A 15,232-nucleotide genomic window follows, 5' to 3' on the forward strand; every position below is an offset into this window, starting at 1 on the left:
TATAGATTGTTATTTTTACTTTGCTGATAACAACCTCCTTTACAATGCCTATTTGAATACAATGGCTATGTTTGCCAATAATGATCTTGGCGGTATGACGGTGTATGGCATAACATTGCTTCAGACGGTTTGGGGTATACTTTCAGCTATAGTGCTATTCCGAATCCTTTCGAGACACTTTGAGGTGGAGAAGGCTTTCCACTATACATTGTTGTTTGCTTTGTGTTCACTTTTCTTGTTCTATTCTACGGTAGTTATCAGAGATATTGTCATTTGCTTTCTGTATCTATGTGCGTTTGATGTGGTGGATCAGAAATTCTCATTGACGGGCTTGATGAAACTTGGTGTCATCATGATTCTCGCATGGGGTATCCGACTCTATTCTGGCATCTTTGCTACAGCCTTCATTGGATATTATCTTTATGTGCGATGCAGGACTGGCAATTTGAAATTAATTACTACTTTTTTGTTTGCAGTCTTATTAATAGTTGTAGCAGGCGCAATTCTCTCATCGTCTTTGGTAGAGCAAACCACTGCCGAATTGGAAGGCTATGAAGAATTGTCAGCAGAACGAAGTGCAGGTGGTATGGTGTCTAAGCTCCAGTCGCTTCCTTTTGGAATCAGTTATTTTGCCATCGTATGCTTCACGATGGTTAGACCGTTGCCACCATTTGCTATATACAGTGGTGTCCAGACATTCTCGCATATTGTTATGTCGTCAATGTGTCTGATAGCAGGTTTCTTTTGGTTTGTAGTATTTTATAGCTTGTGCTGTCAGCTCTTTTTGAAGAAGTATATCTTTAAAATTCCTTTCGAGCAGGTGGTTATGTTACTGGTATGCTTGGTGTTTATGCTGGCAAATGCCTCTCATCCTGATATTCGTCGTATGTTGCCGGTATTCCCGATACTATTTATACAGTTTGCGGAGATATGTGAGGCAGAGAAAGTAACACTATTCGATAGTAAAATATCCAAATGTTTGATGGCCTTCTATGTAGTGATGGCATTTGGTATGTTGGCAATTATGTAAAAAATACAGAGATATGAATATAATTAATAAGTTAAAATGTAAATTGATTAACCTGAAATATACTACAGGTAGAAATAAAATCGGCCATATAGGAGATAATGTTTCTTTGCCTTGGAAAATGATTATTGGGGGGGGAGGGAACATAGATATTCAGTATAATACACATATCGGAACTGGTGCTGTATTTTATGCAATCACCTCTAAAATCACGATTGGACATCATGTTGTAGCTTCACATAATCTGAAAATTATAACTGGAGACCATGAGCGAAGAGTAGGTACCTTCTGTAACTCTATCACCGAGGATATTAAGAATCATCATATTGGACTCGACAAAGATGTTGTGATAGAGTCTGATGTATGGATTGGAATAAATGTGGTCATACTGAAGGGGGTGACCATTGGTCGTGGAGCAACTGTATCAGCAGGAGCTGTTGTAGTTAAGGATGTTCCGCCCTACAGTATGGTAGGAGGAGTACCAGCAAAGGTAATCAAGTATTATTGGACTATTGAACAAATTTTAGAACATGAGGCAAGATTATATTCAGAAAAAGAACGGTATACTAAAGAGCAGTTAGAAGAAATAATGAAGTAAAAGGCAGGATGCTAAGTCTTGCCCTATAAAGAAATATTATGAGTAAGATTTACGCATCCATCAAAGAGTCACTTCTCAAAGGTATGAGTGCCTTGAAGCGCTCGCACTTTACAAACTACAGAAAGCAGTTGGGGTATTGTCACCCTACATCCATTTTGATAAAACCCTTGGTTATCAAAGGGGCAGAGAATGTCTATATGTATGAAGATACAGGTCTCAAGGATGCTCTCATCATGGCTCCTAAGGCAAAATTCATTATGAAGAAGCATTCTGGTGCAGCCGAGGGGCTGACAGTCATCACGGGTAATCACGAACGACGGGTAGGTCAATTTTACCGCACCATTACCGAACAGGAGAAACAACTGCAAGACATGGATGTTGTAGTAGAGGAAGATTGTTGGATAGGTACACGCGTAACTCTTCTGATGGGTGTTATCCTGAGAAGAGGAACTACCGTTGCTGCAGGTGCTGTAGTATCTAAGTCAACGGCTCCTTATTCAGTAGTGGGTGGTGTACCCGTAAAGCATATTAAGTTCTATTGGTCTATCGATCAGATTATGGAACATGAAGCTTTACTCTATTCAGAAAACGAACGCTATACAAGAGAACAATTGGAATCATTTTATCAAATGTATTCTAAATAAATGAAGAAAATACTATTCATTCTTCCATATTATAAAATAGGAGGTACGTTAACTTCCTTTGCGAATCTCATTCCCTTGATTGATAAGAAAGTGTATGAGATAGATGTCTTTGCGCTTACCAATGATGTGGATGATGTGGCTATTCTGCCTAAGGGTGTGAATTACCTTGAAGTGAATATGGGGGCACCAAATGTAGTTGCTGTCCAAAAGAGAATGAAGAGCAAGGTGGTCAGGTTCTTGAAGTCGGGTAAACGTTTGCTTGTGAAGTTCGGTTACGATCTATCGGATATAGTGTTCAAGAAAATGGCCAAGTCACTATCTGGAAAATATGATGTTGTAATCGCTTTTCAAGAAGGTCAGCCTACCCGTATGGCACAATATATTTCAGCTCCTGAAAAGATAGCTTGGGTACATTGTATCTATAGCCGATTCAAGAGTATGGCTAATGATTCAGTTTTTGCTGCATACAATCGTTTTGACAAGATAGTATGTGTGTCATATACTGCTGCAAAAGATTTGATAGTTTGTGAACCACAATGGAAAGAGAAAATTCATGTAGTCTACAATGTAGTCAATACTTCGAAAGTAAATACAATGGCTTCAATGGGTAAGCTTTTTGAGAAGAAGATCAATCTTGTTTCTATAGGTCGTATTGATCCTGTAAAGCGATTCTCTTATATCCCAGCGATAGCAAGAAAACTCAAAGAATTAGGCTTTGAATTTGATTGGCGAATTATTGGAGGTATTGCAGTACAAGAAGAACATGATAAGTTGATAGGCAACATTAGCGATTGTAAAGTTGATGATTGTGTCCATCCTATAGGTGTTCAATCGAATCCTTATCCTTATATCAAATCAAGCGATTTACTTGTTTGTCTTTCGTCTTCTGAAACATTCAACTATACTATTGCAGAGGCAAAGGCAATAGGAACTCCTGTGGTAACAACCGACTTCCCTTGTGCCTTTGAGTTTGTGGAACATGAAAAGACAGGTCTCATATTGCCAATTGAGCAGATTGCTGATGGCATAAAGAGAATGTTGACAGATAAGGCTCTTTATTTAGACATGCAAAATCGTCTTATTGCAAATAAAAAAACAGCAATCTATTACAAAGAACAGTTAGAATCATTATTGTAGAATGAGTAAATCTATTCTCTACCTCGGTGGATTTGAGTTGCCAGACAAAAACGCGGCTGCACAACGTGTAATGGCGAATGCGAAGTTGCTGCAGGAGATGGACTTTGAGGTGTCATTTATCGGCATTTCGAAAGACATTAAGAATGCCCCCAAAGAGGTGAATGGTTTTGAGAGTAATCCTATACCGTATGCTCAGGGAACAAAACAGTGGATGCACCAGATCTTCACTTTCGTTGAAACATCCGCTATTCTTGAACGCAGGCTTGATTATGTGGTACTCTATAACTTTCCAGCTGTGGCTTCTCTCCGAATTTTGAAAGCATGTCATAAGAAAGGAATCAAAGTGGTGCATGATCTCACGGAGTGGGAAGCAACAAAGGGATGGAGCCCAAGGACTATTATCCGTAACTGGGATATCAATCTTCGTATGCGCTACTGCATGAAGAAAATGGATGGTGTGATAGCTATTAGCCGCTACTTGTACGAATATTATAAGCCTTATACCAATGTCATTTTGGTACCACCTACAGTAGATCTAACAGCCGAGAAATGGAATCGCATTCGAGTACTGGAAGCAGGAAAAAAGATTCGACTGGTGTATGCGGGCAATGCTGGCTTTGGCGTGAAGGATCGTCTCGACATTATCGCCAAGACTGTTGTGAAGCATCCGAATATGCAGATGGACGTGATTGGCATGACAGAAGAGGACTATACAACCGGCTATGGACCCCTACCTGAGAGATGCAACAATATCATTTTCCATGGACGAGTTCCGCATATGGAGGCTGTGAAAGCTGTTCAAGATGCTGATTTCCAGTTCCTGATTCGAGACAGTAATCTAAAAAATAATGCAGGATTCCCAACAAAATTCGTAGAATCTATGGCTTGTTGTACACCTATCATTGGCACACTCACCAGTAATATTGGCGACTATCTAAAAGATGGAGTTAATGGCTTTATAGTGGATAATAACCATTCGCTTGATGATGTGCTGGAACGCATCTCTAAGCTTTCTTCTGCTGAGATCGTGACAATGAAGGAATTTTGTAAAAATGTAAAGGCATTCGATTATAGGGTGTATAAATCAGTATTTGGAACAATATTCAAATAGTGTTTGAAATGGGTAAAGAAATTCAAAGCATCAAGCCTACACTTGTATATAGAGTATTGCACAAAATGAAATTGCTGAACGATGTGCAGAAACATGGACAGATAACCTTCTTCGGGTTCATCGGTTTTGCTATAGGTACGGTTGTGAAGAGGGCACTATTTACTTATTTGTACAAAGGTTATTTTCTTGAGCCACTGAATAAGAACCGCCATCTGGCGTTTCTGCGGATGTGATTTGGGCAAGAATGTGCACATCGGACACATGGTAAGAATGGACTTTGGTAATCCGGAAAGGATTAGGTTTTCCAGCAAAGGTAATCAAAACTTTAGAGGGAAACTTGTAATATTCTGAAAATCAGTAGTGTAAAATTAGAGGGACATGCTGGCAGTCTTTCCGGTATATTGGGAGACCGAATGATGAACAAACGAAAACTTAGAGACCAGTTCAAGCTCTTGGGAGCCATCCTCTTCTGCTGGCTGTATATACTGCATTTCATTCTATACCTTTGCAAAGGTGGGCTGAGAAGGGGTGTCAATGCAGACCTTGACAGACGCAAGGGAAAGACAGAGTTACGGATGGGGTATGGAGGCATGCTGCTCTTCTATCTTCATACCGATCGCTATTTCCGCAACTTATTCTATCACCGCATAGGGCCTGTTATGGCAATGCTGGTAGGATGGTGGAGACCAGGGGATAGGTATTTCGTGATCTCGAAGACTACAAAGATAGGTGAGGGGGCATACTTTGCTCATCCGTTTGCGAGTGAGATAAACGCCAATAGTATTGGCAAGAACTTTTCGTGCCGGCACTTGACTACCTTGGGCAACAAGGCAGATGGAGATAACGACAACCGACCGGTGATAGGCGACAACGTGACATTGGGCGTGAACGTGACCATTATAGGTGGTGTAAGGATTGGTAACAATGTAGTGATAGGTGCAGGAAGTGTTGTGGTGAAGGATATTCCTGACAATAGTGTAGCTGTGGGTAACCCTTGTAGGGTGATAAAGACTTTAGAATAATCAGAAAACAACATAGTGGAAAAGAAGAGAATACTATTTTTGGCTAACCATTTCATTACGCTCTATTCGTTCCGTAAGGAGATGATCAATGAGATGGTGAAGCAAGGCCACGAACTGTATCTTTCACTCCCGAAGAGTAAGGAGAACAAGTTTTTCGAGGATTTGGGTTGCCATATCGTCGAGACGGAGATTGACCGCCGTGGCGTGAACCCTGTAAAGGACTTGAAGCTGATATGCTTCTACAAAAAGATGATTCCGCAGGTGAATCCCGACATTATCTTCAGCTATACCATTAAGCCGAACATTTATGGTACGATAGCGAGCAACGGTAAGTACCGTCAGGTGTGTAATATCACGGGTACGGGTGCAACCTTTCTGAAGATGGGGGTGGTGAGCATTATCTGCGAGATGTTGTATAAGTTGAGCATTAAGAAGTGCTATAAGGTGTTCTTCCAGAATACGGGCGACAGGGATTTCTTCATCAAGAAAGGTCTTGTGAAGGATAACTATGCAATACTTCCGGGGTCGGGTTGCAACCTGCAACAGCATGCTTTCATACCTCTGCCTGAGGATGATGAGATCAGGTTTCTCTTTATCGGTCGTGTGATGAAGCTGAAGGGCATCGACCAGTATCTGCAAGCAGCTGAGATTATTCGAAAGAAGTATGTAAAAACCAAGTTTCTAATAGCTGGATGGAACGAGCAACCTGAATACATGAGGCTTGTGGAGGACGCTCAGAAAGTCGGATGGGTGGAGTATATCGGTTTCCGAAAGGATATTGATCAATGGATAGAGAAGTGTCATTGCACCATCCTGCCATCACATGGTGGTGAGGGGGTGCCTAACGTACTGCTGGAGTCGGCTGCTACAGGTCGAATTTGTATCGGTTCGAAGGTCAACGGTACGATGGACGTTGTCGAAGATGGCAAGACTGGTTACCTGTTCAATACGGGCGATGGAGAAGATTTGGCTCGTCAGATAGAGAAGTTCATTTTGCTCCCTGCTGAAGAGAAGGCTGCCATGGGTAAGGCAGGACGCGAGAAGGTGGAGCGTGAGTTCGACCGCCAGATTGTGGTGAAGGCTTATCTGGACGAAGTGGCTAACTGCTAAAACAGAAGGAGAATAAAACCTAAGGTGTTGCTGGGGCTACTGAAGGTAGCTTTGGGCAATACCAAAGGTGTAACATACTATCCTAACTCGGTAAACTGACGCGAAATGTTGGACATTGGATATGATGCCCTCGTTCCTATGTCTTTAGACAGATAATCCAATTACTGAGGGGGGTGACATTAATACAAAACGAATATGAAAAAAGACAACAAAAGTAATGAAACAAAAGTGATGAAACAAAAGTTCTCAACAGAAATAAGGACAGTGTTTGATAAAGAATACGTCAAAGTGTTCTTTCTGGACAATCATGACTTAAATGAATATAAAATGCTCTTGGAAAAACGCAAGGAGGTAAAGAGCGTAAGTATTACCAAATCTGAAAGTAGAGCTCATGGAGGTGATACTTTGACTGTATATCCCAAACCTATGGTCGATGGCAGAGCATTAGAAGATATAATAAATATTTCATTGACTAAATATCTTTCGGGAATACATGAAGAATTTGTTTCAACAGTATCTGAGGTACACTTTAATGATATTGAAAATAGAATACTATCTGCATTGGACTCTGCTAAAGCCTCTGTGGATTTATGTATGGCATGGTTTACAAATGAGAAGTTGCGTGATAAGTTATTAGAAAAGAAGGCTGAAGGCTGTGAAGTTAGAGTTATTCGTTATAAAGATGGAGTAAACCAGTCAAAAGGCGTTGACCTTAGTAATATAAATCATATTGAAATACGTGGCGAAAGGCATGGTATAATGCATCGTAAGTTTTGTGTGATTGACAATCAGACAGTTTTGGATGGTCCGTATAATTGGACCAATAATGCAGAAACAAAAAATGATGAAGATGTGCTCGTACATAAAAATGCCCTTGAACTCGCTTCTTCATACACAAAAGAATTCAATCGCATTTGGAAATTGAATGAAAATGAAAATTTGCAATAATCTAAATATGGATGATGTGATAACATATTTTATAATCTTCATTTTATTATTTATTGCAGAACTCCTCTATTTCCGTATTGCGGATAAATGCAACATCATCGACAAACCCAACGAACGCTCATCACACTCCACTATTGTATTGCGTGGCGGAGGTATAATCTTTTTGATTGGTATATGGATTTGGAGCACCTTCTTCGGATTTCAATATCCTTGGTTTCTAGTGGGTCTGACACTTGTAGCAGGCATTAGCTTTGTAGATGACATCCATTCATTACCGGACTCTGTAAGATTGGTCGCTCAATTTGCAGCTGCCGCAATGGCGTTCTATCAGCTCGGCATACTGCATTGGTCAATGTGGTGGATAATATTACTGGCGCTAATAGTGTATGTTGGTGCAACAAACGTGATAAACTTCATGGATGGAATCAATGGTATCACAGCAGGATACTCTTTGGCTGTATTGATTCCATTGGCTCTGGTGAATATGAATGGTATTTTTGTAGAACAGAGTTTGATTATATATACGATTCTAGCTTCATTGGTGTTTTGCATTTTCAATTTCCGTCCGAAGGGTAAAGCGAAATGCTTTGCAGGGGATGTTGGCTCTATCGGCATTGCTTTTATCATGCTGTTTCTGTTAGGTAATGTGATAATCAAGACAGCGGATATCACTTGGCTGATATTCCTGTTAGTATATGGTGTGGATGGTTGTCTGACTATCGTACATCGTATCATGTTGCACGAGAACTTGGGTGAGGCACATCGTAAGCATGCTTATCAGATCATGGCTAATGAATTGAAAATGAATCATGTAAAAGTAGCGTTGCTGTATGCGGTCATACAGTTAGTGATTTCTCTTGGATTTATCTATCTCTGTCCCGATACAGTGCTTGCTCATTGGTTATATTCGGTGTGTGTATCGACTGTATTGGCTGCCGCATATATCTTGTTTATGAAAAAATACTATCACTTGCATGAAGAATATCTCCTATCATTGAAACAATAACGATTATGGAATTTGATAAAGAATTTTTAGGCAAGCTATTTAAACAAGCTAAAGAGAATCCACGTTTGCGTCAGAACCTCGACCTGCGCACTTCATCTGCCGATACCAGCCAACGCATGCTCAACGCATTGCTTCCGGGAACAGTGGTTCCTATTCATCGACATGAAAAGACAACGGAAACTGTAATTTGTCTTGTAGGTAAATTAGAAGAAATTATCTATGAAGAAGTGAATGAATATGTTCATGAAACGACTTCTTGTTGCGATGATGTGACAAGACAAAAAAGCTTTAAAGAAGTTTCACGTCATATACTATCTCCTGCAGAAGGTAGATTTGGTATCCAGATACCTGCAGGGGCATGGCATACGATACATGTTATAGAGCCTTCTGTTATTTTTGAAGCAAAAGACGGGGCATATATAGCAAGGAATTTGTCCACGGGTAACATACTTGATAAAAATGATTGAATTTTATAACGATAGTATAAAACCATTTGAAAGAAATATATGAAGAGAATAAAACAATTGGGTTATTGCGTATTGGCAGCTTTTCTGTTAACAGCCTGCCAGTCTTACAAAAAAGTTCCTTACTTGCAGGATGCGGAAGCGGTATCGTATAGTACTCAAAATGCACCGTTGTATGATGCCAAGATCATGCCGAAAGACCTGCTGACGATAGTAGTGTCCTGTACGAGTCCCGAACTGGCGGCACCTTTCAATTTGACAGTGGCTACACAAAACAATGTTGTTTTGGGTAATACAACCACTCAGCCGGTTCTACAGCAATACTTGGTGGATAACGACGGTAATATCAACTTTCCTGTACTTGGCGAACTTCATGTGGGTGGATTGACCAAGAAAGCGACCGAACAGATGATTGTGGAAAAATTGAGACCTTATATCAAGGAAACGCCCATTGTGACAGTACGTATGGTGAACTATAAGATTTCCGTGATCGGTGAAGTTGCCCGCCCCGGCACCTTCACGATTTCCAATGAAAAAGTGAATATCTTGGAAGCGTTGGCAATGGCGGGTGATATGACTGTATATGGACTGCGTGAGGATGTGAAATTGATACGGGAGGATGCTACCGGCAAGCAGGAGATTATTTCGTTGGATTTGAACAAGGCGGAGACCATTCTTTCTCCTTATTATTATCTGCAGCAGAATGATGTCATCTACGTTACTCCGAACAAGGCAAAAGCTCGGAATTCGGATGTCGGAAACAGTACAAGCCTATGGTTTTCTGCTACTTCCATCCTTGTCTCTATCGCTAGTTTATTGTTTAACATCTTGAAATAAAAGGAAAGAGTTATGAAAGAAGAAAATCAAAAAGGGAAGGAACGTCAGATGTCTGAGGAGCAGACGGATATTCAGGCGCTGCTTTTTAAATATATCATTCACTGGCCTTGGTTTGTAGGGACAGTGCTGCTATGTCTTGTAGGGGCGTGGTTTTATCTGAAATGGGCTACTCCCATTTATAATATCTCCGCCACTGTTCTCATCAAAGACGACAAGAAGGGGGAGGTGCAGGACTCTCTTCCGGATTGGAGGATATGGGGTTAAGTGGTCTGATGACTTCTTCTAAAAACATAGATAACGAGTTGGAAGTCCTGCGCTCGAAAACTCTCGTAAGAGAGGTGGTTGATCAGTTGGGGCTGTATATAACTTATAAGGATGAGGATGAATTTCCGGCTAAAGATTTATATAAGACTTCTCCGGTACAGGTGAGTCTGACTCCTCAGGAGGCTGAGAAACTGAGTGCTCCGATGTGGGTGGAGATGGCCTTGCAGCCTGAAGGCAGTATAGATGTGAATGTGACCATAGGTGAGAAGGTGTATGGGAAACGTTTTGAGAAACTGCCTGCTATTTTTCCGACCGACGAGGGTACGCTGGCTTTCTTCCAGCATGTTGATTCGGTAACCTTGAAGGATGGAACGAAGGTTTCTCGGAAGGGAGGGGAGGTGCGTCATATCACAGCGACTGTCCACAAACCGATGAGTGTGGTAAGGGGGTATTGTAACAACCTGTCTGTCGCACCGACCTCTAAGACTACTTCCGTGGCTGTGATTTCGTTGAAGAACTCCAGTTTGCAGCGTGGTCAGGATTTTATCAATCAGTTGCTTGAAATGTATAATCGCAATACGAATAATGATAAGAATGAAATTGCACAGAAGACAGCAGAGTTTATCGATGAACGTATCGGTATCATTTCAAAAGAACTGGGAAGTACGGAAGCTGACTTGGAGTCTTTCAAACGTGACGCAGGTATCACGGATTTGACGAGCGAGGCACAGATTGCTTTGGCAGGTAATGCGGAGTATGAAAAGAAAAGTGTGGAGAATCGTACTCAGATCAGTCTGGTGAATGATTTGCGTAAGTATCTGCAAGGAAATGAATATGAAGTCTTGCCAAGCAATGTGGGTTTGCAGGACGCTGCTTTGAACGGAGCGGTGGAGCGTTACAACGAGATGCTTGTCGAGCGTAAGCGTCTGCTGCGTACATCGACAGAGAACAATCCTGCCATTGTCAATCTGGATACGAGTATCCGTGCGATGAAAGCCAATGTGCAGGCCACTCTTGAGGGCACCTTGCAGGGGCTGATGATCACCAAAGAGAATCTGGACCGTGAGGCCGGCCGCTATTCGCGGCGTATCAGCAATGCTCCGGGACAGGAGCGTGCTTATGTAAGTATTGCACGCCAGCAGGAGATCAAAGCGGGATTGTATCTGATGTTGTTGCAGAAACGTGAGGAGAATGCGATTGCGCTGGCTGCCACGGCGAACAATGCGAAGATTATCGATGAAGCGATCGCTGACGATGTGCCGGTATCTCCCAAGCAATCCGTGATCTATTTGATTGCATTGGTACTGGGTGTCGGTATTCCCGTTGGCATCATCTATCTGATTGAACTGACGAAATTCAAGATCGAAGGTCGTGCCGATGTAGAGAAGCTGACGTGTGTGCCGGTTATCGGTGATATCCCGTTGACAGACGAGAAGGATGCCGGGGATGGTTCCATTGCTGTATTTGAGAATAGGAATAATTTGATGAGTGAGACTTTTCGTAATATCCGGACCAACCTTCAGTTTATGTTGGGGAATGATTGTAGGGTGATCCTTGTGACCTCAACAATCAGTGGTGAGGGAAAGTCGTTTGTTTCGTCGAACCTGGCAATCAGTCTTTCTCTTTTGGGAAAGAAGGTGGTGATTGTCGGGTTGGATATTCGTAAGCCCGGTCTGAATAAGGTATTCCGGCTTTCTCATAAGGAGAAAGGGATTACTCAATATCTATCCAATCCTGAGGCGGATCTGATGGCGTTTGTTCAACCTTCCGATGTCAATAAGAATCTGTTTATTCTTCCGGGAGGTACGGTTCCTCCTAATCCTACGGAACTGCTGGCGCGTAACGGACTGGACAGGGCCATAGAAACCTTGAAGCAGAATTTTGACTATGTGATCATGGATACTGCTCCCGTTGGTATGGTGACAGATACTTTACTGATAGGTCGTGTGGCTGATTTATCGGTGTATGTGTGTCGTGCCGACTATACTCATAAGGTGGAATATACATTGATCAATGAACTGGCTGAGGGGAATAAGTTGCCTCATCTTTGTACGATAATTAATGGTGTCGACCTGAAGAAGCGGAAGTATGGCTATTATTACGGTTATGGTAAGTACGGACAGTACTACGGCTATGGCAAGCGTTATGGTTATGGCTATGGTCAGAAACAGTAAAAACTGTTGTTGCTCTGATGACTCGGTGGAGGTGTATCTGAATATATGAAGAAGACGATCATTGAATACATCACCCATACGCTTGAAGAGATTCCCCCACATTTTCTTCAAACCAATAAGGTGCGTTTACACGCTTTTTTCTCCGAGCAGGAAACTGTAGAGAAGCGAGGGGCACATTTCGTATTCAGGTATGCTTTCTATTCTGTTGAAAAGTTGCGAAAACCTACGAAACAAAGTTTGTTTAAAGAGTATAATATGTTACATGCTGACTTTAAAAATTCTTTTTCCAGGGAGATATCGGATATGGAATATAAGGATGTCGTATTATATGGGGATGCTTCTTCGTCTATCGTGCAAGAACGATTGACGGAATATTTGAAGCAGAACCATTCGTTGAAGATTCAATTGTCTTTCTGTGATAAAGAAGTCTCAACGTGTAAAACAGGAGAAAACATTGCTTATGCGGAATTGCAGAAGGCTTTGTTCTATTGCAAAAGAAAGAAGTATTTGTTGTTGTTCGTTTCTGTTCGTGACCTCATACGGGATATTCGCCTTTATGATTTACTGGAGGAATTTCAGGTTGATTTCCGCTGCATTGATTTTCCTTGGTTTTGCAGGGAGAATCTGCGGTTGATAAAGGCGGTGATGTTATATGAGAAGTTAGAAGGGTAGTTTCTTGATTTCTTGGGTTGGACTAAATTTTTTAAGTATATGCCTGATTTTCAATATTCATTGTAAAACTTCTAATGAAAGTTGATCAAAATGGGATAATTTGATTATATTTGTGGCGATAATAGTTAATGAACTAATAATTAATACTTAAAAAATGGCTTTAGAATTTACAGACAGCAACTATAAAGAGGTTCTGGCAGAAGGGAAACCGGTTGTTGTAGATTTTTGGGCTCCTTGGTGTGGCCCTTGCAAAATGGTGGCTCCTATTATGGAGGAATTGGCTGCAGAGTTTGAAGGACAGGTGATCATCGGCAAATGCGATGTCGACGAGAATGGTGATATGGCGGCCGAATACGGTATCCGCAATATTCCTACCGTATTGTTTTTCAAGAATGGTGAGATCGTAGACAAGCAGGTAGGCGCAGTTGGCAAACCGGTATTTGCGGAAAAAATAAAGAAACTTTTATAGTTGACAATACGTATCACTTAATACTTGAAAAATGGGACTGGAAGATGATTTTTTATTAGCAGATGCCGATGATGAAAAGACCATCGAGTTTATCAAGAACTATCTGCCTCAAGAACTGAAAGAGAAGTTCTCGGATGATGAATTGTATTATTTTCTCGATGTAATCGATGAGTATTACTCTGAAAGTGGCATTCTCGACGCTCAACCCGATGGAGACGGTTACGTCAACATCGATTTGGATGAGGTTGTGGCTTACATTGTAAAAGAAGCTAAGAGTGACGGACAAGGAGAATATGATCCGGAAGAGATCCTTTTTGTGGTTCAGGGAGAGATGGAATATGGAAACTCTCTGGGGCAGGTGGATTAAATAGGACCGGTCTCATTAGTAGATAAAATTCTGAAAATCCTGGAAGATGCAAATCTTTCAGGATTTTCTTTGCTCTGAACTTTTACACTTCCCAGCATCTATAACCTTTATTCCCGCATATATATACTACATAGGCTCTGACTTTATAATTCGGAAATTTTCTTTTTGCGTCCGCTGCGTATCCTTTTACCTGTTCCACGTGCTGTGGAAGCGGTTGGATGAGCGCCAACATTTTTTCAGCTTCTTTATTGTGATAGTATTTGAATTCTACTACCCGGTCGTCTGTGTAATAGTCCGTGCCGGGCATACATCAAGACTTCTTCGAGCATTTTCGAAGCGTCTCCTTTATTCGTAAACTGGAAGTCTCCGAATAAATCACGATTATGTTCCACCATTACTTCTACAGGAGCTCAATTCAGATCATTGAAGTTTTGGGTTAAGTTTTGTAATTTTCAAGGCTCGCAATATAGTTCGTTTTATCGACGTAATAGAAACCCCGTTCGCGAATATCTACAAAATCAGCTATTGCATAAGGAATGGTTATTCTAGTCATAATCGTTCTGTTTTATTCTATACGAACAAAGGTAAGGATAAAAACGAATTATATTTCTTCCAGCGCATAATATTGGTAATCTCTCAACACTGTCTGAAGGAATTTCTCCAGATTCTCGTCTCGTGGAGTAACGGAAAGGAGTGATTGCACTTTTTTTGCAAGTGACGTAATGCGTTGTGCCCGGTTTTTCTCACCGGATTCCAAAGTCCGGGTAATCACGTTTACCTGTTCCAGCGACAAATCGGCAGACTGCGGATAGACCGGATGATAATTCTGAGTCAGGTAATCGAATTCGTCAAGGCTGACGTGTATCTTGCGATAATTCTTCTCTTTAATCACCATAGTACCGGCTGCAAGATCGCCCAGCCGCTGACTGTTTTTGGTAAGCAGGACGACAAAAATCCCCAGGCCACTTGTCAGTGGACCGTCAACTATGAAAAGAATCCAGCGAAGCAGGTAGGAACTGATGGTAGGAGTGGAGCCATCCACTTTGACGACACGTATATTCATCAGTTTTTTCCCGAGGCTTTGTCCGTGATTAAATGTCTCACACAAAAAAGAATATCCGAGTATTGGCAAATAGATGATGCACAGGAAAAAGATAGCCTGAAATTCCGATAGTAAATGTAGCTCCATTAAAAGGGCGGCTGTGGCGCATACATAAATAATAATCAGAAAATAATCAATGATTAATGCCAAAAATCGCTCGCCGATACTGGCGGGTGTTTGGCTGATACGGACGAATTGTCCGGTGATTATTGTAGATTCTGCCATTGGGGGTTAAACATTTTTAGGATTCCGTTGCAAATATATCATAAATCTCTTATTT

At 41.3% G+C, this 15,232-nt stretch carries 17 protein-coding genes and 2 pseudogenes; 16 read left to right on the forward strand and 3 right to left on the reverse strand.

Annotated features, from left to right (window positions below; genetic code table 11):
- Nucleotides 1-61 precede the first annotated feature (61 nt).
- The 16 genes and pseudogenes from AB9N12_RS10410 (at nt 62) to AB9N12_RS10485 (ending at nt 13,850) form a co-directional block, all read left to right on the forward strand.
- Nucleotides 62-1,030, forward strand: coding sequence for a hypothetical protein (locus AB9N12_RS10410; protein ID WP_369891950.1), 969 nt, complete (start codon nt 62-64; stop codon nt 1,028-1,030).
- Between the two features lie 13 nt (nt 1,031-1,043).
- Complete coding sequence (locus tag AB9N12_RS10415) at nt 1,044-1,625, forward strand: acetyltransferase (protein ID WP_369891952.1); 582 nt, start codon at nt 1,044-1,046, stop codon at nt 1,623-1,625.
- Between the two features lie 38 nt (nt 1,626-1,663).
- On the forward strand, nt 1,664-2,269 hold the full coding sequence (locus AB9N12_RS10420; RefSeq protein ID WP_369891954.1) for a DapH/DapD/GlmU-related protein: 606 nt from the start codon (nt 1,664-1,666) through the stop codon (nt 2,267-2,269).
- A complete protein-coding gene (locus AB9N12_RS10425) occupies nt 2,270-3,406 on the forward strand; it encodes a glycosyltransferase (protein ID WP_369891956.1) in 1,137 nt (378 codons plus the stop codon).
- A gap of 1 nt (nt 3,407) precedes the next feature.
- Entirely contained in the window at nt 3,408-4,517 is a 1,110-nt protein-coding gene (locus AB9N12_RS10430; RefSeq protein WP_369891958.1) for a glycosyltransferase family 4 protein, read from the forward strand.
- 8 nt (nt 4,518-4,525) lie between these two features.
- On the forward strand, nt 4,526-4,750 hold the full coding sequence (locus AB9N12_RS10435) for a hypothetical protein (RefSeq protein ID WP_369891959.1): 225 nt from the start codon (nt 4,526-4,528) through the stop codon (nt 4,748-4,750).
- A gap of 183 nt (nt 4,751-4,933) precedes the next feature.
- Nucleotides 4,934-5,539: a serine acetyltransferase gene (locus tag AB9N12_RS10440; protein ID WP_369892857.1), complete on the forward strand. Its 606-nt coding sequence runs from the start codon at nt 4,934-4,936 to the stop codon at nt 5,537-5,539.
- 15 nt (nt 5,540-5,554) lie between these two features.
- Entirely contained in the window at nt 5,555-6,649 is a 1,095-nt protein-coding gene (locus tag AB9N12_RS10445) for a glycosyltransferase family 4 protein (RefSeq protein WP_369891961.1), read from the forward strand.
- A gap of 195 nt (nt 6,650-6,844) precedes the next feature.
- Nucleotides 6,845-7,597: a phospholipase D-like domain-containing protein gene (locus AB9N12_RS10450; protein ID WP_369891962.1), complete on the forward strand. Its 753-nt coding sequence runs from the start codon at nt 6,845-6,847 to the stop codon at nt 7,595-7,597.
- Nucleotides 7,598-7,604: 7 nt separating this feature from the next.
- On the forward strand, nt 7,605-8,603 hold the full coding sequence (locus AB9N12_RS10455) for a glycosyltransferase family 4 protein (RefSeq protein ID WP_369892858.1): 999 nt from the start codon (nt 7,605-7,607) through the stop codon (nt 8,601-8,603).
- 5 nt (nt 8,604-8,608) lie between these two features.
- Nucleotides 8,609-9,070, forward strand: a complete 462-nt coding sequence (locus AB9N12_RS10460) for a WbuC family cupin fold metalloprotein (protein WP_369891963.1) — start codon at nt 8,609-8,611, stop codon at nt 9,068-9,070.
- Between the two features lie 39 nt (nt 9,071-9,109).
- Entirely contained in the window at nt 9,110-9,904 is a 795-nt protein-coding gene (locus AB9N12_RS10465) for a polysaccharide biosynthesis/export family protein (protein ID WP_369891966.1), read from the forward strand.
- 12 nt (nt 9,905-9,916) lie between these two features.
- Nucleotides 9,917-12,342: pseudogene (locus AB9N12_RS10470) on the forward strand (GumC family protein).
- 45 nt (nt 12,343-12,387) lie between these two features.
- A complete protein-coding gene (locus AB9N12_RS10475) occupies nt 12,388-13,014 on the forward strand; it encodes a hypothetical protein (RefSeq protein WP_369891968.1) in 627 nt (208 codons plus the stop codon).
- Nucleotides 13,015-13,168: 154 nt separating this feature from the next.
- Nucleotides 13,169-13,483, forward strand: a complete 315-nt coding sequence (trxA, locus tag AB9N12_RS10480) for a thioredoxin (RefSeq protein ID WP_369891970.1) — start codon at nt 13,169-13,171, stop codon at nt 13,481-13,483.
- A 31-nt stretch (nt 13,484-13,514) separates the two neighbouring features.
- Nucleotides 13,515-13,850, forward strand: a complete 336-nt coding sequence (locus AB9N12_RS10485; RefSeq protein ID WP_369891972.1) for a hypothetical protein — start codon at nt 13,515-13,517, stop codon at nt 13,848-13,850.
- 82 nt (nt 13,851-13,932) lie between these two features.
- Here the strand turns inward: AB9N12_RS10485 and AB9N12_RS10490 are convergent.
- From AB9N12_RS10490 to AB9N12_RS10500, 3 genes and pseudogenes are all read right to left on the reverse strand, one after another.
- Nucleotides 13,933-14,157, reverse strand: a pseudogene (locus AB9N12_RS10490) (PD-(D/E)XK nuclease domain-containing protein); the annotation flags it as partial.
- A gap of 129 nt (nt 14,158-14,286) precedes the next feature.
- Complete coding sequence (locus tag AB9N12_RS10495) at nt 14,287-14,403, reverse strand: AAA family ATPase (protein WP_369891974.1); 117 nt, start codon at nt 14,401-14,403, stop codon at nt 14,287-14,289.
- Nucleotides 14,404-14,451: 48 nt separating this feature from the next.
- The gene (locus AB9N12_RS10500; protein WP_369891976.1) at nt 14,452-15,177 is read right to left on the reverse strand and encodes an RDD family protein; all 726 of its coding nucleotides are present in this window, start codon (nt 15,175-15,177) and stop codon (nt 14,452-14,454) included.
- Nucleotides 15,178-15,232 lie beyond the last annotated feature (55 nt).

Origin of the sequence: Bacteroides sp. AN502(2024), from assembly GCF_041227145.1 — a bacterium.
GTDB lineage: Bacteria > Bacteroidota > Bacteroidia > Bacteroidales > Bacteroidaceae > Bacteroides.

Coding starts and splice junctions, on each gene's coding strand:
- AB9N12_RS10500 (WP_369891976.1), bottom strand. CDS start 15,177: ATGGCAGAATCTACAATAATCACCGGACAATTCGTCCGTATCAGCCAA.
- trxA (WP_369891970.1), top strand. CDS start 13,169: ATGGCTTTAGAATTTACAGACAGCAACTATAAAGAGGTTCTGGCAGAA.
- AB9N12_RS10440 (WP_369892857.1), top strand. CDS start 4,934: ATGAACAAACGAAAACTTAGAGACCAGTTCAAGCTCTTGGGAGCCATC.
- AB9N12_RS10455 (WP_369892858.1), top strand. CDS start 7,605: ATGGATGATGTGATAACATATTTTATAATCTTCATTTTATTATTTATT.
- AB9N12_RS10495 (WP_369891974.1), bottom strand. CDS start 14,403: ATGACTAGAATAACCATTCCTTATGCAATAGCTGATTTTGTAGATATT.
- AB9N12_RS10465 (WP_369891966.1), top strand. CDS start 9,110: ATGAAGAGAATAAAACAATTGGGTTATTGCGTATTGGCAGCTTTTCTG.
- AB9N12_RS10435 (WP_369891959.1), top strand. CDS start 4,526: ATGGGTAAAGAAATTCAAAGCATCAAGCCTACACTTGTATATAGAGTA.
- AB9N12_RS10475 (WP_369891968.1), top strand. CDS start 12,388: ATGAAGAAGACGATCATTGAATACATCACCCATACGCTTGAAGAGATT.
- AB9N12_RS10410 (WP_369891950.1), top strand. CDS start 62: ATGGCTATGTTTGCCAATAATGATCTTGGCGGTATGACGGTGTATGGC.
- AB9N12_RS10450 (WP_369891962.1), top strand. CDS start 6,845: ATGAAAAAAGACAACAAAAGTAATGAAACAAAAGTGATGAAACAAAAG.
- AB9N12_RS10415 (WP_369891952.1), top strand. CDS start 1,044: ATGAATATAATTAATAAGTTAAAATGTAAATTGATTAACCTGAAATAT.
- AB9N12_RS10430 (WP_369891958.1), top strand. CDS start 3,408: ATGAGTAAATCTATTCTCTACCTCGGTGGATTTGAGTTGCCAGACAAA.
- AB9N12_RS10485 (WP_369891972.1), top strand. CDS start 13,515: ATGGGACTGGAAGATGATTTTTTATTAGCAGATGCCGATGATGAAAAG.
- AB9N12_RS10425 (WP_369891956.1), top strand. CDS start 2,270: ATGAAGAAAATACTATTCATTCTTCCATATTATAAAATAGGAGGTACG.
- AB9N12_RS10460 (WP_369891963.1), top strand. CDS start 8,609: ATGGAATTTGATAAAGAATTTTTAGGCAAGCTATTTAAACAAGCTAAA.
- AB9N12_RS10420 (WP_369891954.1), top strand. CDS start 1,664: ATGAGTAAGATTTACGCATCCATCAAAGAGTCACTTCTCAAAGGTATG.